This is a genomic window from Variovorax sp. SG517 (assembly GCF_013376045.1).
In the GTDB taxonomy this organism is placed as follows: domain Bacteria; phylum Pseudomonadota; class Gammaproteobacteria; order Burkholderiales; family Burkholderiaceae_C; genus Variovorax.
Map to the genome: position 1 here is coordinate 741,617 of NZ_JABMJG010000002.1, position 19,834 is coordinate 761,450.

Genomic DNA, 19,834 nt, shown 5'->3' on the forward strand with positions numbered 1-19,834 from the left:
GCACGCATGCTATCCTCGAAACAACTCCGCCTTGCCCAGCCACGGGGCCGATGCACGGCGCGACACAAGATCTAAGAACCGTCCGAGGACACCATGAGACTAATTTTGCTGGGCGCGCCCGGGGCGGGCAAAGGCACGCAAGCGGCCTTCATTTGCCAGAAGTACAGCATTCCCCAGATTTCGACCGGCGACATGCTGCGGGCAGCCGTCAAGGCCGGCACCCCGCTCGGACTGCAGGCCAAGGCGGTCATGGACGCCGGCGCGCTGGTCAGCGACGACCTGATCATCAACCTCGTGAAGGAGCGCATCGCGCAGCCCGATTGCGCCGGCGGCTTCCTCTTCGACGGATTCCCCCGCACCATCCCCCAGGCCGACGCCATGAAGGCGGCCGGAGTCAAGCTCGACTACGTGCTCGAGATCGATGTGCCCTTCAGCGACATCATCGAGCGCATGAGCGGCCGCCGTTCGCACCCGGCTTCGGGCCGCACCTACCACGTCAAGTTCAATCCGCCCAAGGTGGAAGGCAAGGACGACGTGACCGGCGAGGACCTGATCCAGCGCGAGGACGACAAGGAAGAAACCGTGCGCAAGCGGCTTGAGGTGTACAGCCAGCAGACGCGTCCGCTGGTCGACTACTACTCCGCCTGGGCGAAGGCAGATCCGGCCGCAGCGCCGAAGTACCGCGCCATCAAGGGCGTGGGCACGGTCGACGAGATCACGCAGCGGGCCTTGGCCGCGTTGAGCAGCTGACCTGACTCCAAGAAAACCGCCCCTTCGACAGGGGCGGTTTCGTTTTCACCCTAGCAGTTCGAGCATCAGGGCGATGCGCGCCTTGACCGGCGTCAGTGCGCCTGCATCGCGCAGCGGATCGCCGGCCTTCGGGAGGATGCGCCCGCTGGTGCAACGCGTCGCCCTGACCACCGAGACACCGGCGTCCTGCGCCCTGAGCGCAGCCGCCTCCAGAGCATGGTGAAGGGTGCCGTTGCCGGTAGTGGCAAGCACCAGCCCGCGCAGGGGCTCCGCGCCCCCAGGCAGCAGGAGCGCATCGATCACCGCCCCGCTGGCACCGGCATGGCTCATCACGATCTCCACCCGGGGCCACTGCACCGCGGTCGCCGCCAGGACCTTCGCCGCCGACACAGCCTGCCCCTGCGGCCAGGCGCGAACGAGGCGGACTTCTCCCTCCTCGACATAGCCGATCGGTCCTGCATCGCCTGAGGCAAAGGCATCGAGCCGATAGGTATGCACCTTCTGGATGTCGACGCCGCCGTGGACGGCGCCGGCGCAGACCACCGTCACGCCCTGGGCGCCCTGCGTCATTGCGACGCCGATCGCATCGCGCACGTTCTGCGGCCCGTCCGGCGACAGGGCGGTGGCCGGACGCATCGCGCAGGTGAGCACCACGGGCTTGGATGGTGCCAGCACGGAGTGCAGGAAGAACGCCGTCTCCTCGATGGTGTCGGTGCCGTGCGTGATAACCACGCCGGCCACATCGGCCTGCGCCAGCCAGTGCGCGCAGCGTCGGGCCAACTGCTGCCAGATGTCGAAGGACATGTCCTTGCTGTCCACCTGGGCCACCTGCTCGGCCTCTAGGGTCACGCCGGCAGGCGCCTCGATACCGCCCAGCAGGTCGGCCACGCCCACCTGCGCGGCGGTGTAGCCGATGTTGTCGTCGCTGCTGGCGGCCCGGCCCGCGATGGTGCCGCCGGTACCCAGAACCACCACACGTCGGCGCAATTCAGGCGAAGAGGAATTGACCATGGCTTGTCAACTTAAAAAAACTGGTTAAAAATACAGCCACTGGATATCCAGCCAGTACCGCAAGGAACCACATATGCAGTTCGCCGTGAAGCTTACAGCCCGCCAGCAGCAGATCCTGGATCTCATCCAGAGCGCTATCGCACGTACCGGTGCGCCGCCCACCCGCGCCGAGATCGCCAACGAACTCGGCTTCAAGTCAGCCAACGCCGCGGAAGAGCATCTGCAGGCGCTGGCGCGCAAGGGCGTCATCGAACTCGTCAGCGGCACTTCGCGCGGCATCCGCCTCAAGGGCGACGCGCTGCGCTCGCTCAACGAAACGCGCCATCGCGAAGGCAACCAGTTCTCGCTCTCGCTGCCCGGCATGGCCCAGCTTGCGCTGCCGCTCATCGGCCGCGTCGCGGCAGGTTCGCCGATCCTGGCGCAGGAGCACGTCGACCAGACCTACTACGTCGAGAACACGCTGTTCCAGCGCCAGCCCGACTACCTGCTCAAGGTGCGCGGCATGTCGATGCGCGACGCCGGCATCATGGACGGCGACCTGCTCGCAGTGCAGGCCACCAAGGAGGCGCGCAACGGCCAGATCGTGGTCGCGCGACTCGGCGACGAGGTGACCGTCAAGCGCCTGAAGCGCAACAAGCAGGTCATCGAGCTGCACGCCGAGAACCCCGACTACCCGACCATCATCGTGCAGCCCGGAGAGCCCTTCGAGATCGAAGGCCTCGCTGTCGGACTCATCCGAAACACCATGCTGATGTAGGCACCGGGCGGCCTGCTTTCTGCAGCACACATCCCCATCCGGCCTCGACAGGTGGCGGGCGTATGGCGAAGAGTCGCCATCACCCTGTCGCGGCCGATTCAAGAAATCCTGCCTGTGTTCAACCTCTACTTTCTTGGAGTTCACATGGGAATCGCCCTCCTCGCCATCGCCGATATCTGGATGCCGCTGCAATCGCTGGCCAGCCGCCTGATGCCGGCACGTCGCGATCGTCGCGGGAATCACATCGACACGACCGAATCCTCTGCCGGACTGCGCTATGTAGCGGTGCGCCCCGCCTGCACGGCCCGCTCGGGTGGCAGTGCCTCGCCCAGCCAGGCGGCCACCGTGCCAGCACGCCCGTTGCGAGTGGTCCGCGTCGTCGACGACAAGAACAGGCAGTGCAGCAGCAATCGCGTCCGAATCTCCGGCCGCATGGCCGATGTCTGCGCCGAGCTCGACCGACTGGCCGCGCTCGAGGCCGCCGAAACCATGGCCACGGCACCGCGCTCGACCCGCCTGCACTGAGCCCGAACGGCCCTGCGAGCGGCTTCGGGGTGGGTATCCAAACGTTCGCAGGCGCGACATTCCAATGCTGCGAGGCACAATGGCGTGCCATGAACATTGTGATCCTCGACGATTACCAGGACGCCGTACGCAAGCTGCGCTGCGCTTCCAAGCTGGACGCATACGCGGCCAAGGTCTATACCAACACGGTGAAGGGCATTGGGCAGCTATCGGTTCGCCTCAAGGACGCCGACGTGATCGTGCTGATCCGCGAGCGCACCCAGATCTCGCGCCAGCTGATCGAGAAGCTCCCCAAGCTCAAGCTCATTTCCCAGACCGGGCGCGTTGCCGGACACATTGATGTCGCGGCCTGCACCGAGCGAGGCGTGGCCGTGGCGGAAGGCTCCGGCTCTCCGCAGGCGCCTGCCGAACTCACATGGGCGCTCATCATGGCCGCCATGCGCCGGCTGCCGCAGTACATCAGCAACCTCAAGCATGGCGCCTGGCAGCAGTCGGGGCTCAAGTCGGCCTCCATGCCGCCCAACTTCGGCATCGGCTCGGTGCTCAAGGGCAAGACGCTTTGCATCTGGGGCTATGGCCGCATCGGCCAGTTGGTCGCGCGCTACGGTCAGGCCTTCGGCATGCAGGTCGTGATCTGGGGCCGTGAAGCCAGCTGCGCCAAGGCGCGTTCCGATGGCTTCCAGGTGGCACAGAACCGACACGAGTTCTTCGCCGCGGCCGACGTGCTGTCGGTGCACCTGCGGCTCAACGAAGAGACCAACGGCCTCATCACGCTGGAAGACCTCTCGCGCATGAAGCCGACCGCCCTGTTCGTGAACACCTCGCGTGCGGAACTGGTCGAGGCCGACGCCCTGCTCGCGGCGCTCAACCGCGGGCGCCCCGGGCTGGCGGCTGTCGATGTGTTCGAGAGCGAGCCGCCGCTGCAGGGCCACGCGCTGCTGCGCCTGGAGAACTGCATCTGCACGCCGCACATCGGCTACGTCGAGCAGGAAAGCTACGAGAGCTACTTCGGCCAGGCTTTCGACAACGTCGTGAGCTACATCAACGGCAACCCCACGAACATCGTGAATCCCGGCGCGCTGCAGGTCCGCCGGTGAGCCGGCCAGCGTCCAGGGGTGCGCTCTGGGCGCTGCTCGTCGGCAATTTCGTGATCGGCACGGGCGTGATGGTCGTGCCCGGCACGCTCAACGAGATCAGCGCCTCGCTCTCGGTCACGGCCGCCACGGCGGGGCAACTCATCACGGCCGCTGCGGCGGTCATGTGCATCGGTGCACCGCTGCTGGCTGCCGCGGTCGCAGGCTGGGACCGCCGGCAGCTGCTGGCCCTCACCCTGCTCTGGTACGCGGCCGGCCACGTTCTCTGCGCGCTGATGCCGAGCTTCGGCGCGCTGCTGCCGGTGCGCATGCTCACGGTGATCGCGCCAGCCATCTTCACACCCCAGGCTGCCGCCTGCGCCGGCCTGCTGGTGCCGCCCGAGCACCGCGGGCGCGCCGTGACCTTCGTCTTTCTCGGGTGGTCGATGGCCTCGGTGCTGGGGCTGCCCATCGGAGCGCTGATCGGCGGGCACCTGGGCTGGCGCATGGCTTTCGCCGCCATCGCGCTGCTCAGTGTCGCGAGCGCGACATCGATCTGGCTCACCTTGCCGAACGGCATCAAGCCCGCCGCGCTGACGGCCGCCGCATGGTCGCGCGTGCTGCGCAGCCCCGTGCTGATGGGCATCGTGTCGGTCACGGCACTGCAGGGCGCGGGCCAGTTCGTGCTGTTCAGCTACTTCGGCCCGATCCTCAAGCAGAGCTTCGGCGCGGACGCCACCACGCTGAGCGTGATGTGGGCGCTCTTCGGCGCCTGCGGGCTGGTCGGCAACATGGTGGTCAGCCGGTACATCGACCGCGTGGGTGCCGGCCGCATGGTGCTGGTCACGACGGTGCTGATCGCCGCCAGCCTGCTGCTGTGGCCGCTGGCTTCCACGCTTGCCTGGCTCGCGGTCGTGCTCGTGCCCTGGGGCCTGGGCTGCTTCTCCACGAATTCGGCGCAGCAGGCCCGGCTGGTAGGCCTTGCGCCCGCGCTCGCGCCGGGCTCGGTGGCGCTCAACAGCTCCGGCATCTACACCGGCCAGGCCGTCGGCGCGGCGCTCGGCGGCTGGCTGCTCGCCAACGACGCCGGTGCCTGGATGAGCTGGGTCGGCCTCGGCCTGGTGCTCATCGCCATTTCGCTCAGCGTGGCCATCGACCGCAGCCGTCGTGCGCCCTGAAAGCGCGCCCCCGCGTAAAACCCGTCACGCCCCGCCCGCGCGGGGCTGCAAAATCGAAGACTTCGACAGCGGTGCCGATGCGTACGGCACCTGTGTCGACGCCTGCCCCGCAGGCCCGGATACCACCCAACCAGTGAAAATCTCCAGCAAATGACAGTGAACTACTCCCGAATCGGCGTCGTCGGCGCCGGCGCCATGGGGCGCGGTATCGCGCAGATCGCCGCACAGGCGGGCAGCGAGGTGCTGCTGCTCGACAGCTTCGCGGGCGCCGCCGAGCGCGGGCGCGAAGCCCTCTGCGCCCAATGGAACAAGCTGCACGAGAAGAACAAGATCGACGCGGCCATGCGCGATGCGTACATCGCCCGCGTGAAATCCGTCGATTCGGTCCAGGCCCTGGCGGGCTGCGACCTGGTGATCGAAGCCATCGTCGAAGACCTGGAAGTCAAGCGCAAGCTGTTCCGCGAACTCGAAGGCGTGGTGACGGAGACCGCCACGCTGGTCACCAACACTTCCTCCCTCTCGGTGACGGCCATCGCCGCAGGGCTGAAGCACCCCGAGCGCATCGCCGGCTTCCACTTCTTCAACCCCGTGCCGCTGATGAAGGTGGTCGAGGTGGTAGCGGGCTTCAAGACCGCGCCCGAGGTCTGCAAGCAGCTCGCCGGCTACGCCACGCAGATGGGCCACAGCGCAGTGCAGGCGCAGGACACGCCGGGCTTCATCGTCAACCACGCCGGCCGCGGCTACGGCACCGAGGCGCTGCGTATCGTGGGCGAAGGCGTGGCCGACTTCGCGACCGTCGACCGCATCCTCAAGGACCAGGCCGGCTTCCGCCTCGGCCCCTTCGAGCTGCTGGACCTGACGGCGCTCGACGTGTCGCACCCGGTGATGGAGTCGATCTACCACCAGTACTTCGAAGAGCCGCGCTTCCGCCCCAGCGTGATCACCGCGCAGCGCCTGGCCGCTGGCGCGCTGGGCCGCAAGACCAACGAAGGCTTCTATCGCTACAACGACGGGGTGATGCAGCAGGTGCCCGAAGCGCCCGCGCCGGTGGTCGAGGGCACGCCTTCAGTGTGGGTGTCGCCGCGTGCGGCACGTCGTGCCGAACTGCTTCGCCTGGTGAACACGCTGGGCGCGCAGATCGACAGCGGCGCCACTGCCGCGCCGCAATCGCTGATCCTGGTCGCGCCGCTGGGTTTCGACGTGACCACGGTGGCCGCCGTCGAGCGCCTGGACGCCACCCGCACCATCGGCATCGACATGCTGATCGACGACGCGGCCACCAAGCGCCGCGTGCTCGCCACCAACCCGGCCACGCGCCGCGACATCCGCGATGCCGCGCACGCCCTCTTCGCACGCGACGGCAAAGCCGTGAGCGTGATCCGCGACAGCGGCGGCTTCGTCACGCAGCGCGTGATCGGCACCATCGTCAACATCGCCGCCGACATGTGCCAGCAGCGCGTGTGCACGCCGGCCGACCTCGAGACCGCCGTGCAGCTGGGCCTGGGCTATCCGCGCGGCCCGCTGGCCATGGGCAACCTCTACGGCCCGACCAACATGCTCGAGGTGCTGTTCAACCTGCAGACGGTGTATGGCGACCCGCGCTATCGCCCGAGCCCGTGGCTGCGCCGCCGCGGCGCGCTGGGCCTGAGCCTGCTGCACGAAGAAGAATGATCGCGAAATAAACGAGGAGCACGGAACCGAGCCATGAGCACAGCAGAACTCAAGAGCACGAGCGAGGGCAGCACCATGGTGCTGACGATCTCCAACCCCAGCCAGCGCAACGCGCTGGGTCCCGACATCTACGCGGCGGGCATCGAGGCGCTCAACGGCGCCGAGAACAGCGCGGAGATCCGCAGCGTGGTCATCGTGGGCGAAGGCTCATGGTTCTGCGCCGGCGGCTCGCTGCAGCGGCTGCTGGCCAATCGGCAGCTCGACCGCTCGGTGCAAGCCGAGAGCATCGAGGGCCTACACAACTGGATCGACTCGATCCGCACCTTTCCCAAGCCGGTGATCGCTGCCGTCGAGGGCGCGGCCGCCGGCGCGGGCTTCTCGCTTGCGCTGGCCTGCGACTTCGTGGTGTCGGCGCGCGATGCTGTCTTCGCGGCCTCGTACAGCAACGTGGCGCTTTCGCCCGACGGCGGCCTGAGCTGGCACCTGGGCCGGCAGCTGCCGCGCCAGCTTGCGAGCGAATGGCTGATGAACGGCGAGCGCATCGCGGCTTCGCGCCTGCACGAACTGGGCCTCGTCAACGAGCTCACCGAAAGCGGCCAGGCCCTCGCGGGCGCGCTGGCGCTGGCGGGCCGGCTCAATGCGCGCGCGCCGAACTCGCTGGCCAGCATCAAGGAGCTGCTGAGCGAGGCCCGGGGCGCCACGCTGGCATCGCAGCTCGCGCAGGAGCGAGACCACTTCGTGCGCAACCTGCACCACGCGAACGCGGGCATCGGCATCGCCGCGTTCCTCGAGAAGAAACCGCCGCAGTACGAATAGCCCAGTAACCGAGCAGCGCCGGACGGCGTCGCTCCCGTGACACCCATCAGCTTTCCAGTCGCCGAGAGGACAGACCAATGGACGACCCCATTCTTACCATCGAAGAACGTGAAGCGATCAACAGTGGTCGCTGGTTTTCTTCCCTTTCTCCATCGCTGCGGCACGACATCCTCCGATGCGCCTTCGTCAAACGCTACAAGGACGGCGACCTGATCGCTGCCCGCGGCGATCCGCCCGAACACTGGATCGCCTGCGCCAAGGGCGCGGTGCGGGTGAGCTCGACGGCCGTCTCGGGCAAGCAGGTGACGCTGACCTACGTGGAGCCGGGCATCTGGTTCGGCGACGTGGCGATGTTCGACGGGGACCGGCGCACGCACGACACCTACTCGCACGGCGACACCACCATCCTGTGCGTGGCGCGCGCCGACTTCCAGAAGATCCTGGCCTCGCACGTGGAGCTGTACGAGGCGCTGATGCGGCTGCAGGCGCGGCGCATCCGCACGCTCTTCGGGCTGGTGGAAGACCTCAACACCCTGCCCCTGCGCGCGCGGCTGGCCAAGCAGCTCATCCACCTGGTGCGCAGCTACGGCGTGCCGAATCTGGAAGACGGCAGCCAGATGCGCATCGGCCTGCAACTGGCGCAGGAAGAACTGGCGCAGCTGCTGGGCGCGTCGCGCCAGCGGGTCAACCAGGAGCTCAAGACCATGGAGCGCGAGGGCACCATCCGCATCGAGCCGGGCGGCCTCGTGGTGCTCGACCGCTCGGCGCTCATGCGCGTCTCGGAAGCTGAGAGCTAGAGCGACAAATACAAGCAGAACAACAGCCACAGGCAGACAAACATACCGACATGAGCCAGGACTTCTCCTCCTTCATCGGCACCCGTGCCGTCTCGCAACAGCACGCCTTCGACATCGATGCGCTCGCGGCCTGGCTCGGGAAGAACCTCGACGGTTTCAAGGGCCCGCTGACGGTCGAGATGTTCAAGGGCGGCCAGTCGAACCCGACCTACAAGCTGGTCACGCCCACGCAGAGCTACGTGATGCGCGCAAAGCCGGGCCCGGTCGCGAAGCTGCTGCCCTCGGCCCACGCGGTGGAGCGCGAGTTCAAGGTGATGAGCGGCCTGGCCGGCACCGACGTGCCCGTGCCGCGCATGTACTGCCTGTGCGAGGACGAGAGCGTGATCGGCCGCGCCTTCTACGTCATGGAGTTCATGCAGGGCCGCGTGCTGTGGGACCAGTCGCTGCCCGGCATGAGCAACGCCGAGCGCGCCGCCCACTACGACGAGATGAACCGCGTGATCGCGGCGCTGCACACCGTCGACTTCGCGGCGCGCGGCCTGGCCGACTACGGCAAGCCCGGCAACTACTTCGAGCGCCAGATCGGCCGCTGGAGCAAGCAGTACAAGGCCTCGGCCGACGGCGCGGGCGAGCTCTCGCAGCCCATCGAGGCCATGGAGCGGCTGATCGACTGGCTGCCCGCGCACATGCCCGCGAGCGCGCGCGACGAGAGCAAGGTGTCGATCGTCCATGGCGACTATCGGCTCGACAACGTGATGTTCCATGCCACCGAGCCGCGCATCATCGCCGTGCTCGACTGGGAACTGTCGACGCTCGGCCACCCGCTGGCCGACTTCAGCTACCACTGCATGTCGTGGCACATGCCCCCGACCACCGGGCGCGGCATCGGCGGTGTCGACGTCGCCTCGCTGGGCATCCCCACCGAGAACGAATACATCCGCCGCTACTGCGAGCGCACCCGCATCAGCACGCCCGAGGCGCTCGCGCCCGACTGGAACTTCTACCAGGCCTACAACCTGTTCCGCATGGCCGCGATCCTGCAAGGCATTGCCAAGCGGGTCGAGGCCGGTACCGCGTCGAGCGAGCAAGCCGTGGCTTCTGCCCGCGGCGCCCGCCCCATGGCCGACATGGCCTGGCAGTTTGCCCAAAAGGCATAAGCCGCCCCACCCCACCAGGAGAGACAAGATGGACTTCGAATACTCGGCCAAGACCAAGGACCTGCAGAAACGCGTCCAGGCATTCATGGACGACCACATCTATCCGGCCGAAGCCGAGTACCACGCCGAACTGGCCGCCAACACGGCAGCCGGCAAGCGCTGGTCGGCGCTGAAGACAGTCGAGAAGCTCAAGGAAAAGGCCAAGGCCCAGGGCCTGTGGAACCTGTTCCTGCCGGTCGACAGCGCAGCCGCCTCGGGCTACGAAGGCGCGGGCCTGACCAACCAGGAATACGCACCGCTGGCCGAGATCATGGGCCGGGTGCCATGGGCCTCGGAGGCCTTCAACTGCTCGGCGCCCGACACCGGCAACATGGAGACCATCGCGCGCTACGGCTCCGAAGACATCAAGGCCCGCTGGCTCAAGCCGCTGCTCGAAGGCCAGATCCGCTCGGCCTTCGCCATGACCGAGCCCGAGGTGGCCTCGAGCGACGCCACCAACATCTCCACGCGCATCGAGCGCCAGGGCGACGAGTACGTCATCAACGGCCACAAGTGGTGGATCTCGGGCGCGGCCGACCCGCGCTGCGCGGTCTTCATCACCATGGGCAAGAGCGACCCCGAGGCGCCGCGCCACTCGCAGCAGAGCATGATCGTGGTGCCGGCCGACGCCAAGGGCATCCGCATCGTGCGCCCGCTGAACGTGATGGGCTACGACGACGCACCGCACGGCCACGTCGAGATGTACTTCGAGAACGTGCGCGTGCCCGCCAGCAACATGCTGCTGGGCGAAGGCCGCGGCTTCGAAATCGCCCAGGGCCGCCTCGGCCCCGGCCGCATCCACCATTGCATGCGCCTGATCGGCCTGGCCGAGCGCGCGCTGGAACTGATGTGCAAGCGCGCCTCCTCCCGCGTGGCCTTCGGCAAGACCGTCGCCTCGCAGACCGTGACGCAAGAGCGCATCGCCGAGGCCCGCTGCAAGATCGACATGGCCCGCCTGCTCACGCTGAAGGCCGCATGGCTGATGGACGTGGCCGGCAACAAGGTCGCCAAGAACGAGATCGCCATGATCAAGGTGGTGGCGCCCTCGATGGCCTGCCAGGTGATCGACTGGGCCATGCAGGTCCACGGCGGCGGCGGCATGTGCGACGACTTCCCGCTGGCTGCCGCCTATGCCGGCGCACGCACGCTGCGCTTCGCGGACGGTCCGGACGAAGTGCACCGCAACGCGATCGCCAAGTGGGAGCTGGGCAAGTACGCGCCGGGCAAGGCCGACGCCGAAATGCCGGTGACGCGCTTCTGATTCGACTTGCTCCCTCTCCCCTTGGGGAGAGGGCTGGGGTGAGGGCCGACGGCGATGAATTCGCCTCGGCCCTTTTCTTTTCAGAGCTTCTTCTGAAGAAAGACGGCGGTACCGAACGCTGGGTCGAGCTGGTAACCCGCGAAGCCTTCCCGTTCGTAGGCGCGCAGCGCCGGTGCGTTGCCCGACAGCACCTCCAGCGTGAGCTTGCAGGCACCGCGCCTGCGGGCTTCCTGCTCCACCAGCGCGAACATCCTCTGCGCCACGCGTTTCCCGCGATGGCTGGGCAGCACCACCACGTCGTGGACGTTGACCAGCGGCCTGGCGGCGAAGGTCGAGAAGCCCTCGATGCAGTTGACAAGGCCCACGGGCTGGTCGCCCTCATACGCCAGCACGCTGAAGGCTTGGGGACGCGCAGCCAGCTCGGCCGGCAGGCTCTCGCGCACGGTGGCATCGAGCGGCTTGCCGCCGCCGGCCGGGTCGCTGGCATAGGCGTCGAGAAGATCGACCAGCGCGGCTGCGTGGGCGGCGTTGCGGTAGTCGGCGATCAAGACTTCGATCGGCGCCGCTGCTGACGTCATCGCGCGGGCTCCAGCGTCGCCGCAAGGCGCCTGGCGCAGGATTCGGCCTGCTTCGCATCCCGGGCCTCGACCATCACGCGCACCAGCGGCTCGGTGCCGCTCGCGCGGATCAGCACGCGGCCGGAATCGCCGAGTTCGGCCTCGATGCGCTCGGTTTCGCTGGCCAGTGCCTTGTTGGTCTTCCAGTCCAGGTCGGGTGAGATGCGCACGTTGATGAGCGTCTGCGGGAACAGCGTGACGCCTTCGAGCAGCTGCGCCACCGTCTTGCCGCTGCGCACGCAGGCCTGCAGCACCTGCAGCGCGCTCACGATGCCGTCGCCGGTGGTGTGGCGGTCGAGCGCCAGCAGGTGGCCGGAGCCCTCGCCGCCCAGCAGCCAGCCGCGCTTGTCGAGCTCTTCGAGCACGTAGCGGTCGCCGACCTTGGCGCGCACGAACTCGATGCCCTGCCCGCGCAGGGCAACTTCGACGGCCTTGTTGGTCATGAGCGTGCCGACCACGCCCACCGGCTTGTCGCCGCGCGCGATGCGCTCGGACACCATGAGGTACAGCAACTCGTCGCCGTTGAAGAGGCGCCCGCTCGCGTCGACCAGCTGCAGGCGGTCGGCGTCGCCGTCGAGTGCGATGCCGTAGTCGGCCTTCTGCGCCGTCACCGCGGCGATCAGCGCCTCGGGGTGCGTGGCGCCGAAGCCCTTGTTGATGTTCAGCCCGTCCGGCGCGACGCCGATGCTGGTCACTTCCGCGCCCAACTCGTGGAACACGTTCGGCGCCACCTGGTAGGCGGCACCGTGTGCCGCATCGACCACCAGCTTCATGTCGCGCAGCGTCAGGTCGTTGGCAAAGGTGCTCTTGCAGAACTCGATGTAGCGGCCGGGCGCGTCGTTGAGGCGGCGCGCCTTGCCGAGGTTGGCGGAATCGACCCACACCGGGTCTTCTTCCAGTGCGGCCTCGACGGCCAGCTCCCAGGCGTCGTCGAGCTTGGTGCCCTGGGCGCTGAAGAACTTGATGCCGTTGTCCGGATACGCGTTGTGGCTGGCGCTGATCACCACGCCCAGGCTCGCACGCTGCGCGCGGGTGAGATAGGCCACGCCGGGCGTCGGCAGCGGGCCGAGCAGCACCACGTCGACACCGGCCGAGTTGAAGCCCGATTCGAGCGCGGATTCGAGCATGTAGCCAGAGATGCGCGTGTCCTTGCCTATCAGCACCGTAGGGCGCGACTGCGTCTTCTTGAGCACGCGGCCCACGGCGTGAGCGAGGCGCAGGACGAAGTCGGGAGTGATGGGCGCCTTGCCCACGGTGCCGCGGATGCCGTCGGTGCCGAAATATTTGCGGGTCATGGTGTGAGTACCTGTCCTTGTGTTTGTTGTTGTGACTCTTGCGCCTTCATGGCGTGCCATACGGCGAGTGCGGCGACGGTGTCGCGTACGTCGTGGACGCGCACCACGGCCGCGCCACGATCCGCAGCCAAAACGGCAGCCGCGACGCTGGGCACGATGCGCTCTCCCGCCGCCTCGATGCCGGTGACCGCACCGATCGACGACTTGCGCGACCAGCCCAGCAGCAGCGGGTAGCCTCCCGCGAGCAGCTCGCGCTGCCGCGCAAGCAAGGCGAAGTTCTGCGCCACCGTCTTGCCGAAGCCCACGCCGGGGTCGAGCGTGATGCGCGAGGAATCGACGCCCTTCTCGCGCAGGAGTTGCACCTGCGCCGAGAGGAATGACAGCACTTCGGGAATCACGTCGCCAGCCATGGGCACGGCTTGCATGGTCTGCGGATCGCGGTGCATGTGCATCAGGCAGATGCCGCACGAGGGATGGGCGGCGACCGCCTCGCGCGCGCCCGGCTGGCGCAGCGCCCAGATGTCGTTGACGATGTCCGCGCCCAGGTCGAGCACGGCGCGCATGACCTCGGGCTTGTAGGTGTCGATGGAGATCGGCACGTTCAGCTTCACCGCCTCGCGCACCACCGGCAGCACGCGCGCCAGTTCGGCATCGAGCGGCACCGCCGGGCTGCCGGGACGGGTCGATTCGCCGCCGATGTCGAGGATGTCGGCGCCCTCCTTCAGCAGCTGCTCGCAGTGCCGAAGGGCCGTCTCGGTGGAAGCATGAGCACCGCCGTCGGAAAAGGAATCGGGCGTGACATTGACGATGCCCATCACGCGCGGCTGCGCGAGGTCGATGCGGAAGCGGGAGGTCTGCCAGAAGGCGGCACCCGCGGTCGGGTGTCCGCCATCGAAAACGGGGCCAGAGGCCCCGTTGTGGTTTGACGCCTGGCTCGCGCTCACGCTGCGTTGGGCGCCGGGTCGGTCGACACAGCGGGCGTACCGCCGCTGCCACCGCTGCCCGAAGGCGGGATGCGCGGCGTCCAGTCCTTGGGCGGACGGGGCGCGCGGCCGGCCATGATGTCGTCGAGCTGCTCGGTGTCGATGGTTTCCCATTCGAGCAGCGCCTTGGCCATGGCGTGCATCTTGTCGCTGTTCTCTTCGATCAGGCGACGCGCCAGGGCGTACTGCTCGTCGATGATGCGGCGGACTTCCGAGTCGACCTTCTCCATGGTCTGCTCGCTCATGTTCGTGGTCTTGGTGACCGAGCGGCCCAGGAACACTTCGCCTTCGTTCTCGGCGTACACCATGGGTCCCAGGGCATCGCTCATGCCGTACTTCATGACCATGTCGCGCGCCAGGTTGGTCGCACGCTCGAAGTCGTTGCTCGCGCCGGTGGTCATCTGGTGCATGAACACTTCCTCGGCAATGCGGCCGCCGAACAGCATGCTGATCTGGTTCAGCATGTACTCGCGGTCGTAGCTGTAGCGGTCCTGCGAGGGCAGGCTCATGGTCACGCCGAGGGCGCGGCCGCGCGGAATGATCGTGACCTTGTGGACCGGGTCGCATTTGGGCAGCAGCTTGCCGATGAGCGCGTGGCCGGACTCGTGGTAGGCCGTGTTGCGGCGCTCTTCCTCGGGCATGACCATGCTCTTGCGCTCGGGGCCCATGAAGATCTTGTCCTTGGCCTTCTCGAAGTCCTGCATCTCGACCACGCGCGCGTTGCGGCGGGCGGCCATCAGGGCAGCTTCGTTGCAGAGGTTGGCCAGATCGGCGCCGGACATGCCGGGCGTGCCGCGGGCGATCACGCTCGGGTTCACGTCCTGGCCCAGCGGGACCTTGCGCATGTGCACGCCGAGGATCTGCTCGCGGCCGCGGATGTCGGGCAGCGTGACGTAGACCTGGCGGTCGAAACGGCCGGGGCGCAGCAAAGCGGCGTCCAGGATGTCGGGGCGGTTGGTGGCAGCCACCACGATCACGCCGAGGTTGGTTTCGAAGCCGTCCATCTCGACCAGCATCTGGTTGAGCGTCTGCTCGCGCTCGTCGTTGCCGCCGCCGAGGCCAGCACCACGCTGGCGGCCCACCGCATCGATTTCGTCGATGAAGATGATGCAGGGAGCGTTCTTCTTGGCGTTCTCGAACATGTCGCGGACACGGGCGGCCCCCACACCCACGAACATTTCGACGAAGTCGGAACCGGAGATCGAGAAGAAAGGCACCTTGGCTTCGCCGGCGATCGACTTGGCCAGCAGCGTCTTGCCGGTGCCCGGGGGGCCGACCAGCAGCAGGCCGCGCGGAATGCGGCCGCCGAGCTTCTGGAAGCGCTGCGGGTCCTTCAGGAAGTCGACCACTTCACGGACTTCTTCCTTGGCCTCGTCGCAGCCCGCGACGTCGGCGAAGGTGACCGTGTTGTTGTTCTCGTCCATCATGCGGGCCTTACTCTTGCCGAAGCTGAACGCCCCGCCCTTGCCGCCGCCCTGCATCTGCCGCATGAAGTAGATCCAGACGCCGATCAGCAGCAGCATCGGGCCCCAGCTGACCAGCAGGGTCATGAGCAGGGAGCTTTCTTCGCGCGGCTTGACGTCGAACTTGACGTTGTGGTCGATCAGGTCGCCCACGAGGCCGCGGTCGAGGACCGTGGCGGTCGTGCGGATCTTGCGGTCGTCGTTGGTGACGGCGACGATCTCGCCGCCGGCGGCGCCCTCAGGAATGACGGCGCTCTTGATCTGGTTGTTCCGGACCTGGTCCAGAAACTCGGAGTAGCTGACTGTCCCCGAGCCGACGCCACCGCGGGTGTCGAACTGCTTGAACACAGTGAACAACACCATGGCAATGACGAGCCAAACGGCAACTTTGGAAAACCACTGATTGTTCAAACGAAACTCCAGGCTAAGGCGCGTGACACGTGGATGAAAAAACGCGCTGTGGGTACGCAATTGCGCCCCATTTTAGGCTTTTCAAGCTACGAAAAGCTGGCATTTCCCTAATGCAGCCATAGCCTGACATGGGTTTGCGCCGCAAAGGATGTTGCTCGGGCCGGTATCAAGGCGTATCCGCTGCCTTCAGCCCCACCCCGACCAGGAAGGTCTCGGCCGATTTGTCCCGCGACGCCTTGGGCTTGAAAGGTTTCACGACACGGAAATTGGCCTTGAAGAGCTTCACCAGCTCGTCGTAGCCGCTGCCATGGAAAACCTTGGCCACCAGCGCCCCCTCGGGCTTCAGGTGGTTCTGGGCGAAGTCGATGGCCAGCTCGATCAGGTGCGAAACGCGGGCCGCGTCGGCCGAATGGATGCCCGACAGGTTGGGCGCCATGTCCGACACCACAAGATCGGCCTTGCGTCCAGCGAGCACGCCGAGCAACTGCTGCAGCAGGTCGTCCTCCCGGAAATCGCCCTGCAGGAAGGTCACGCCCTCGATGGGCTCCATCGGCAGCAGGTCGAGCGAGATGATGGTGCCGTTCAGTTCACCTGCGGCAGCCCCGCCCGGCGACATGCGCCGGCGCAGGTACTGGCTCCAGGCGCCCGGCGCGGAGCCGAGGTCCACCACCAGCTGGCCCGGCTTGATCAGGCCGAGCGACTCGTCGATCTCCTTGAGCTTGTAGGCGGCGCGAGCCCGGTAGCCCTCCTTCGTGGCGAGCTTCACATAGGGGTCGTTGATATGGTCGTGCAGCCACGCCTTGTTGACTTTCTTGCTTTTGGCTTTGGTGCTCATGGGGGTCTTCGTGTACGGGTCGATAATACGGGGATGCCCGCCATTCAACTTACCCCTGCCGAGCGCAAGGTGCATCGCGCCGAAGCTCACCACCTGGATCCGATCGTCATGGTCGGTGGAGACGGGCTCACCCCTGCCGTGAAGAAGGAAGCCGACGCGGCGCTCAAGGCCCATGGCCTGATCAAGATTCGCGTCTTCTCCGACGACCGCCTGGCCCGCGACGCCATGCTGCGCGAACTGGCCGACGAACTCGATGCCGCCCCGATCCAGCACATCGGCAAGCTGCTTGTGCTGTGGCGCCCGAAGCCCGAGAAGGAACGCGTGGTCGACGAAGACCGCATGCCCGGCCCGCGCGACGTGAAGATCGTCAAGTACAGCAAGCGCGGCGGCCAGCGCCCTGAAATCAAGACCCTGCGCGTGCTGGGCAACCAGCGCCTCACCCCGGGCGGCACCATCAAGCGCGCCAAGGCGAAGCGGCCGCTGTCGGCCAAGAAGCGCAACCAGGCGGATTGAGCCTGGTGGCAGCCGCCGAAGGCGCTCAGCGCCACATCCTCTGCATGAAGTGGGGCACGAAGTACGGCCCCGAGTACGTCAACCGGCTCTACGCGATGGTCCGCCGCCACCTGAGCGGCGACTTCAAGTTCGTCTGCCTGACCGACGATGGCAACGGCGTGCGTCCCGAGGTGACCTGCCTGCCGATTCCGCCGCTGAACCTGCACCTGGCCCCCGGCCAGCGCGATGGCGCCTGGAAGAAGCTCACCACCTTCGAGAAAGACCTGCACGGCCTGCGCGGCCCCGCCCTCTTCCTCGACCTCGACGTGGTCGTCGTGGGCAGCCTGGACGCCTTCTTCGAGCAGCCGGGCGAGTTCCTGATCATCCACGACTACGACCGTCCCTGGCGGCGCGGCCGGATCACGGGCAACTCCTCGGTTTATCGCTTCGAGCTCGGCGCCCATGCCGATGTGCTGGCGTATTTCCGGGCCAACATGGACAAGGTCCAGGCCGAATACCGCAACGAGCAGACCTACCTGTCGGACGTGCTCCACAAGCAGGGCAAGCTGTCCTACTGGCCCGATGGCTGGTGCCCGAGCTTCAAGTACCACGGCATTCCGACCTGGCCGACCAACTACTGGGAAGAGCCCTTCGTGCCCGAGGGCGCCCGCATCATGGTGTTCCATGGCGAATGCAACCCGCCGGACGCTTTGGCGGGCCGCCGCAACCGGGCTTTCCGGTTCATCAAGCCGGCTCGCTGGGTCGCGGAATACTGGAAAGAGTAGGAGCGGCAGCGGAAAAGCAAAAAGGCGGCCCGGGCCGCCTTTTTCTTTGTTTGTCGTCGCCCTCAGCCAGCCGTGCGCGCTCCCACGCGCCACAGCACCACGCCGGCGCACAGCCACTGCACGAAGTACATCCCTGTGCCCATGGCATGCCAGAGCTTGAGGTTCTCCCGCGCCACGATGCGCGGCGCCACCGCGTACTGCTGAAGCAGCGCCAGCAGCAGCGCACCCAGGACAAAAAAGATGGTCGTCATCGCCGGCCCGCTCATGCGCTCGTCGGCCTTGGATCGGAAATGGATCAGCAGGATCACCCCGCAGGCGATGGCGATCCAGCTCTGCGCCTCGAAAAGCTGCGCCGCGAAATTGCCCGCCACCGCCGGATTGCCCAGCTTCGCGAACAGCATCGGCACGACGAGGAATCCGATCGTCGTCAGGCTGCCCCACCAGAAGGCAGCCAGCATCAGCGCAATACGGTCCTTCAGGTCCTTCATGCGCGCGACGATCAGACGTAGCTGACCGCCACGATCTCGTAGCGCTTCAGGCCGCCAGGCGTCTGCACCTCGGCAGTGTCGCCCTCTTCCTTGCCGATCAGCGCGCGGGCGATCGGGCTGGACACGTTGATCAGGCCCTGCTTCAGGTCGGCCTCGTCCTCGCCCACGATCTGGTACTTGACGGCGTCGCCGCTGTCTTCTTCCTCGAGTTCGACGGTGGAGCCGAACACCACCTTGCCGCCTGCGTCGAGCTCGCTGGGGTCGATCACCTGCGAGGCAGAGAGCTTGCCCTCGATCTCCAGGATGCGGCCTTCGATGAAGCCCTGGCGGTCCTTGGCGGATTCGTATTCGGCGTTTTCGCTGATGTCACCCTGCGCGCGCGCTTCGGCGATCGCATTGATGACGGCGGGGCGGTCCACCGACTTGAGCCGGCGCAGTTCTTCGCGCAGCTTCTCCGCGCCGCGCTTGGTGATGGGGATGGTCGCCATGTCTAGTTTTCTCTCCATAAAGCGAAACCGCCGAACGCTGCCGTTCGGCGGTCGATGGGGGACTGCGCTCAGACGAGCGTCCGTCCTGTCAGCCGGCTCAGGATGGCGAGCGGGCTCGATTCGGGATTGTATTGCTTGGAAGCAGCCAGATGAAGGGTCTGCTCGAGCATGTACTGGCCGGCCATCACGGCGTGCGAGGTCTGGTCCGAGAAGCAGACCCACACCGAACCGGGCGGAAACTTCGCGGTTTCCTGCGGCGAGTTTTCCTGATAGGCCATGTCCGACTTCATGCCGTCGTGCAGCTGCAGCATCAGGTGGTCGTATTCGCTGCGGAACGACTTGGTGACGTGGAGCGCCTGCAGCAGCTTGGCCTGCCAGCGCGAGTAAGGCTTGGCGCGGGGCAGGAAGCGCTTTGCGATGTCCTCGAAAGGCTCGCCCACGCGCCAAACGCGCGGCGCGCCGTCGGGGTTCACGTTGGTGAAAACGCGCAGGATGCGCTCGCCGTAGTTCGGCCGCGACGGGAATGCATCGACATGCAAGCGCCGGTCGTCGGCGCGCCACGACTGCACGCGCGTCTCGACCTGCGCCGGCCGGTAGCTGGTCGGCGCCAGCCGCAAGGCCGGCGCGTAGTGCGGCAGCAGCCCATGGATGAGCTGCGTGGCCTGCGCCCTGAAGCGCCCCACCATCGCGGCCGCAGTGCGCTGCACCGTCTCGTCGCCCACGGCGCCCTTGAGCTTGCCGTTGGCGTCGAGGCTGATGTTGCGCACGTCGGGCGACAGCAGGCTGGGTGTGAGCAGGCTGCGCTCTTCGGGAAACAGCTCGAAGCCCAGGCGCGGAAAGTACAGCACCTTGCCCGCCTCCAGCTCCGCGATCCACGCCTCGTTGGGCGTGGCCGCGTTCCAGTCAGTCAGGCCGAGTTCGACGAGCTGCGTTTCCATGTGC

Annotated in this window: 21 protein-coding genes; 12 read left to right on the plus strand and 9 right to left on the minus strand. The window is 67.0% G+C overall.

The window, feature by feature from the left end:
* The first annotated feature begins 93 nt into the window (after positions 1-93).
* The gene (adk, locus tag FHT32_RS08940; RefSeq protein WP_176664262.1) at positions 94-750 is read left to right on the plus strand and encodes an adenylate kinase; all 657 of its coding nucleotides are present in this window, start codon (positions 94-96) and stop codon (positions 748-750) included.
* Between the two features lie 45 nt (positions 751-795).
* On the opposite strand, the gene FHT32_RS08945 is transcribed toward adk, so the two are convergent.
* Positions 796-1,761, minus strand: coding sequence for an asparaginase (locus FHT32_RS08945; RefSeq protein WP_176664263.1), 966 nt, complete (start codon positions 1,759-1,761; stop codon positions 796-798).
* A 73-nt stretch (positions 1,762-1,834) separates the two neighbouring features.
* Here FHT32_RS08945 and lexA point away from each other — a divergent pair, with 73 nt between their 5' ends.
* The 9 genes from lexA (at position 1,835) to FHT32_RS08990 (ending at position 11,035) form a co-directional block, all read left to right on the plus strand.
* Entirely contained in the window at positions 1,835-2,518 is a 684-nt protein-coding gene (lexA, locus tag FHT32_RS08950) for a transcriptional repressor LexA (RefSeq protein WP_019652457.1), read from the plus strand.
* Positions 2,519-2,662: 144 nt separating this feature from the next.
* Complete coding sequence (locus tag FHT32_RS08955) at positions 2,663-3,043, plus strand: hypothetical protein (protein WP_176664264.1); 381 nt, start codon at positions 2,663-2,665, stop codon at positions 3,041-3,043.
* A gap of 89 nt (positions 3,044-3,132) precedes the next feature.
* On the plus strand, positions 3,133-4,140 hold the full coding sequence (locus FHT32_RS08960; RefSeq protein WP_093202278.1) for a D-2-hydroxyacid dehydrogenase family protein: 1,008 nt from the start codon (positions 3,133-3,135) through the stop codon (positions 4,138-4,140).
* Complete coding sequence (locus FHT32_RS08965; protein ID WP_176664265.1) at positions 4,137-5,294, plus strand: MFS transporter; 1,158 nt, start codon at positions 4,137-4,139, stop codon at positions 5,292-5,294. Before FHT32_RS08960 ends, FHT32_RS08965 begins: the two co-directional genes overlap by 4 nt.
* Positions 5,295-5,444: 150 nt before the next feature.
* On the plus strand, positions 5,445-6,965 hold the full coding sequence (locus tag FHT32_RS08970; RefSeq protein ID WP_176664266.1) for a 3-hydroxyacyl-CoA dehydrogenase: 1,521 nt from the start codon (positions 5,445-5,447) through the stop codon (positions 6,963-6,965).
* 33 nt (positions 6,966-6,998) lie between these two features.
* Positions 6,999-7,781 (plus strand): oxepin-CoA hydrolase, alternative type, encoded by a 783-nt coding sequence (locus tag FHT32_RS08975; protein ID WP_176664267.1) that lies wholly within the window; start codon positions 6,999-7,001, stop codon positions 7,779-7,781.
* A 77-nt stretch (positions 7,782-7,858) separates the two neighbouring features.
* Positions 7,859-8,578 carry a Crp/Fnr family transcriptional regulator gene (locus FHT32_RS08980; protein WP_093202289.1) on the plus strand — a complete coding sequence of 240 codons (720 nt, stop codon included), beginning with the start codon at positions 7,859-7,861 and terminating at the stop codon, positions 8,576-8,578.
* A 50-nt stretch (positions 8,579-8,628) separates the two neighbouring features.
* Positions 8,629-9,735, plus strand: a complete 1,107-nt coding sequence (locus FHT32_RS08985) for a phosphotransferase (protein ID WP_176664268.1) — start codon at positions 8,629-8,631, stop codon at positions 9,733-9,735.
* Between the two features lie 28 nt (positions 9,736-9,763).
* Positions 9,764-11,035: an acyl-CoA dehydrogenase family protein gene (locus FHT32_RS08990; protein WP_176664269.1), complete on the plus strand. Its 1,272-nt coding sequence runs from the start codon at positions 9,764-9,766 to the stop codon at positions 11,033-11,035.
* Positions 11,036-11,115: 80 nt separating this feature from the next.
* Here FHT32_RS08990 and FHT32_RS08995 read toward each other — a convergent pair whose 3' ends face one another.
* From FHT32_RS08995 to FHT32_RS09015, 5 genes are all read right to left on the minus strand, one after another.
* Entirely contained in the window at positions 11,116-11,613 is a 498-nt protein-coding gene (locus FHT32_RS08995; RefSeq protein ID WP_176664270.1) for a GNAT family N-acetyltransferase, read from the minus strand.
* Positions 11,610-12,947, minus strand: a complete 1,338-nt coding sequence (gene glmM, locus FHT32_RS09000) for a phosphoglucosamine mutase (RefSeq protein WP_176664271.1) — start codon at positions 12,945-12,947, stop codon at positions 11,610-11,612. The genes FHT32_RS08995 and glmM overlap by 4 nt, the downstream gene beginning before the upstream one ends.
* Positions 12,944-13,762 (minus strand): dihydropteroate synthase, encoded by an 819-nt coding sequence (gene folP, locus FHT32_RS09005; protein ID WP_176664383.1) that lies wholly within the window; start codon positions 13,760-13,762, stop codon positions 12,944-12,946. Before folP ends, glmM begins: the two co-directional genes overlap by 4 nt.
* A 125-nt stretch (positions 13,763-13,887) precedes the next feature.
* The gene (gene ftsH / locus FHT32_RS09010; protein WP_176664272.1) at positions 13,888-15,804 is read right to left on the minus strand and encodes an ATP-dependent zinc metalloprotease FtsH; all 1,917 of its coding nucleotides are present in this window, start codon (positions 15,802-15,804) and stop codon (positions 13,888-13,890) included.
* 166 nt (positions 15,805-15,970) lie between these two features.
* A complete protein-coding gene (locus FHT32_RS09015) occupies positions 15,971-16,639 on the minus strand; it encodes an RlmE family RNA methyltransferase (protein ID WP_126181958.1) in 669 nt (222 codons plus the stop codon).
* 33 nt (positions 16,640-16,672) lie between these two features.
* Between FHT32_RS09015 and FHT32_RS09020 the strand changes: the two genes are divergently transcribed.
* Both FHT32_RS09020 and FHT32_RS09025 read left to right on the plus strand, forming a co-directional pair.
* Complete coding sequence (locus tag FHT32_RS09020; RefSeq protein WP_019652443.1) at positions 16,673-17,152, plus strand: YhbY family RNA-binding protein; 480 nt, start codon at positions 16,673-16,675, stop codon at positions 17,150-17,152.
* A 5-nt stretch (positions 17,153-17,157) separates the two neighbouring features.
* Positions 17,158-17,916, plus strand: a complete 759-nt coding sequence (locus tag FHT32_RS09025; RefSeq protein WP_176664273.1) for a glycosyltransferase — start codon at positions 17,158-17,160, stop codon at positions 17,914-17,916.
* A 62-nt stretch (positions 17,917-17,978) separates the two neighbouring features.
* Here the strand turns inward: FHT32_RS09025 and FHT32_RS09030 are convergent, their stop codons facing one another.
* The 3 genes from FHT32_RS09030 to FHT32_RS09040 all read right to left on the minus strand — a co-directional run bounded on the left by FHT32_RS09030 (position 17,979) and on the right by FHT32_RS09040 (position 19,830).
* Positions 17,979-18,404 carry a DUF4149 domain-containing protein gene (locus FHT32_RS09030; RefSeq protein ID WP_176664274.1) on the minus strand — a complete coding sequence of 142 codons (426 nt, stop codon included), beginning with the start codon at positions 18,402-18,404 and terminating at the stop codon, positions 17,979-17,981.
* 11 nt (positions 18,405-18,415) lie between these two features.
* The gene (gene greA / locus FHT32_RS09035) at positions 18,416-18,892 is read right to left on the minus strand and encodes a transcription elongation factor GreA (protein WP_019652440.1); all 477 of its coding nucleotides are present in this window, start codon (positions 18,890-18,892) and stop codon (positions 18,416-18,418) included.
* Positions 18,893-18,960: 68 nt separating this feature from the next.
* Complete coding sequence (locus FHT32_RS09040) at positions 18,961-19,830, minus strand: Kdo hydroxylase family protein (RefSeq protein ID WP_176664275.1); 870 nt, start codon at positions 19,828-19,830, stop codon at positions 18,961-18,963.
* Positions 19,831-19,834 lie beyond the last annotated feature (4 nt).

Excerpts from the sequence above, each read along its gene's own strand:
- glmM (WP_176664271.1), bottom strand. The coding sequence starts at position 12,947 with ATGACCCGCAAATATTTCGGCACCGACGGCATCCGCGGCACCGTGGGC.
- FHT32_RS08980 (WP_093202289.1), top strand. The coding sequence starts at position 7,859 with ATGGACGACCCCATTCTTACCATCGAAGAACGTGAAGCGATCAACAGT.
- FHT32_RS08955 (WP_176664264.1), top strand. The coding sequence starts at position 2,663 with ATGGGAATCGCCCTCCTCGCCATCGCCGATATCTGGATGCCGCTGCAA.
- folP (WP_176664383.1), bottom strand. The coding sequence starts at position 13,762 with ATGGGCATCGTCAATGTCACGCCCGATTCCTTTTCCGACGGCGGTGCT.
- adk (WP_176664262.1), top strand. The coding sequence starts at position 94 with ATGAGACTAATTTTGCTGGGCGCGCCCGGGGCGGGCAAAGGCACGCAA.
- FHT32_RS08970 (WP_176664266.1), top strand. The coding sequence starts at position 5,445 with ATGACAGTGAACTACTCCCGAATCGGCGTCGTCGGCGCCGGCGCCATG.
- FHT32_RS08960 (WP_093202278.1), top strand. The coding sequence starts at position 3,133 with ATGAACATTGTGATCCTCGACGATTACCAGGACGCCGTACGCAAGCTG.
- greA (WP_019652440.1), bottom strand. The coding sequence starts at position 18,892 with ATGGCGACCATCCCCATCACCAAGCGCGGCGCGGAGAAGCTGCGCGAA.
- FHT32_RS08990 (WP_176664269.1), top strand. The coding sequence starts at position 9,764 with ATGGACTTCGAATACTCGGCCAAGACCAAGGACCTGCAGAAACGCGTC.
- FHT32_RS08985 (WP_176664268.1), top strand. The coding sequence starts at position 8,629 with ATGAGCCAGGACTTCTCCTCCTTCATCGGCACCCGTGCCGTCTCGCAA.
- FHT32_RS08945 (WP_176664263.1), bottom strand. The coding sequence starts at position 1,761 with ATGGTCAATTCCTCTTCGCCTGAATTGCGCCGACGTGTGGTGGTTCTG.
- FHT32_RS08975 (WP_176664267.1), top strand. The coding sequence starts at position 6,999 with ATGAGCACAGCAGAACTCAAGAGCACGAGCGAGGGCAGCACCATGGTG.
- FHT32_RS08995 (WP_176664270.1), bottom strand. The coding sequence starts at position 11,613 with ATGACGTCAGCAGCGGCGCCGATCGAAGTCTTGATCGCCGACTACCGC.
- FHT32_RS09020 (WP_019652443.1), top strand. The coding sequence starts at position 16,673 with ATGCCCGCCATTCAACTTACCCCTGCCGAGCGCAAGGTGCATCGCGCC.
- FHT32_RS09030 (WP_176664274.1), bottom strand. The coding sequence starts at position 18,404 with ATGAAGGACCTGAAGGACCGTATTGCGCTGATGCTGGCTGCCTTCTGG.
- FHT32_RS09040 (WP_176664275.1), bottom strand. The coding sequence starts at position 19,830 with ATGGAAACGCAGCTCGTCGAACTCGGCCTGACTGACTGGAACGCGGCC.
- FHT32_RS09015 (WP_126181958.1), bottom strand. The coding sequence starts at position 16,639 with ATGAGCACCAAAGCCAAAAGCAAGAAAGTCAACAAGGCGTGGCTGCAC.
- lexA (WP_019652457.1), top strand. The coding sequence starts at position 1,835 with ATGCAGTTCGCCGTGAAGCTTACAGCCCGCCAGCAGCAGATCCTGGAT.